Annotated in this window: 2 protein-coding genes; one reads left to right on the top strand and one right to left on the bottom strand. The window is 48.4% G+C overall.

Going from position 1 to position 1151, the window contains the following annotated elements; translation table 11 throughout:
• A partial coding sequence (locus tag ACFRAK_RS29370) for a TorD/DmsD family molecular chaperone (protein ID WP_394573249.1) occupies positions 1-619 on the bottom strand: 619 nt, incomplete at its 3' end.
• Between the two features lie 246 nt (positions 620-865).
• Between ACFRAK_RS29370 and ACFRAK_RS29365 the strand changes: the two genes are divergently transcribed.
• Positions 866-1151: radical SAM protein (locus ACFRAK_RS29365; RefSeq protein WP_394573248.1), on the top strand; the 286-nt coding region annotated here is incomplete at its 3' end.

The raw sequence follows: 1151 nt of genomic DNA, 5'->3' as shown, positions 1-1151 counted from the left end.
GTACGAGGAATTCGTCAAGCAGATCGACCAACCCATGATAAAGAGGACTGTTCGTTGATGACCTGACGTCCCGGCAAAGAGAAGGAGCCCAGCGCAGAAGGTGTTCTTGCAGAAAGCTCTCTTGCACCATCATCCAGTATCTCATGTTATGTTCACACGACGAGCGGTCCAGCATGCGATCATGAAGCAGTGTCATAAATTCCAACTCAACCGCGATATGATCATCCGTTTCTCCTTGAAGTTTGTTGAAGGCGATACCTTCGGTTGCGTAGCACTCGGCCACGTCCTGAGGACATCCCTCGTTAACATAATGAGACTGCGTCGCTTGACGCGGCTGGAATTGCTGGAGGAGTAGATCATAAGCTGCGCTTTCAGCCTGATAAAGCCGCCATAATTCTTCAGGCGATCGTCCGCCGATATAATTCATGATTTCGCCGGCTGCCTCATATTGTTCAGCTACCCTCTTCATCCTGCTGTCCCGACTCCAATCGGCAATCAACGAAAGACTGAGACGATTGCCCAGAAAATCAATCAATAACTCATACACCGTGCTGCGGTATTCCATCCAATGCTGACCAGCCTCAGAGACTTGTACGGTTTCATTCCATGTTATCGCCATATATCAAAACCTCCCAGTATCAGAAATGGTGTCCAGCGAAATTTTCATGATTACTTTCAGAGGAGAAGCTATGGTTTACAATTCCACTATAAATGATTGGCACATGCATAGCTGTGATACATCTCACAGCGCACGCCGATGCTCCCATCGTTGTCCCTATCGATCATCAAGCCTTTTGCATTGACTCTCATCTTGGGAATCGCTACAATGTGACCATGCCTAACAGTCGCGAAAGGGGAAATATCCATGATTGAGCCACTTACAGACCCTTTCGGTCGGGTCCATGATTATATTCGAATCTCCGTAACAGACCGCTGTAATCTGCGTTGTGTCTACTGTATGCCTTCAGAAGGCATGGAATTCCAGCCGCACGACGAAATTATGAGTTATGAAGAAATAACCGCTATCATGTCCGTCCTTGCCCCTATGGGCGTGTCCAAGGTCCGCCTCACTGGAGGGGAGCCCCTTGTACGCAAGGACCTGGAAACGCTGGTTCACCAAATCGCTTCCATCGAGGGAATTCAGGATATAT

Source organism: Peribacillus sp. NPDC056705 (assembly GCF_043656335.1).
Note: the sequence above shows the minus strand (reverse complement) of the source record. Positions and strands in the feature narration are given on the sequence as shown.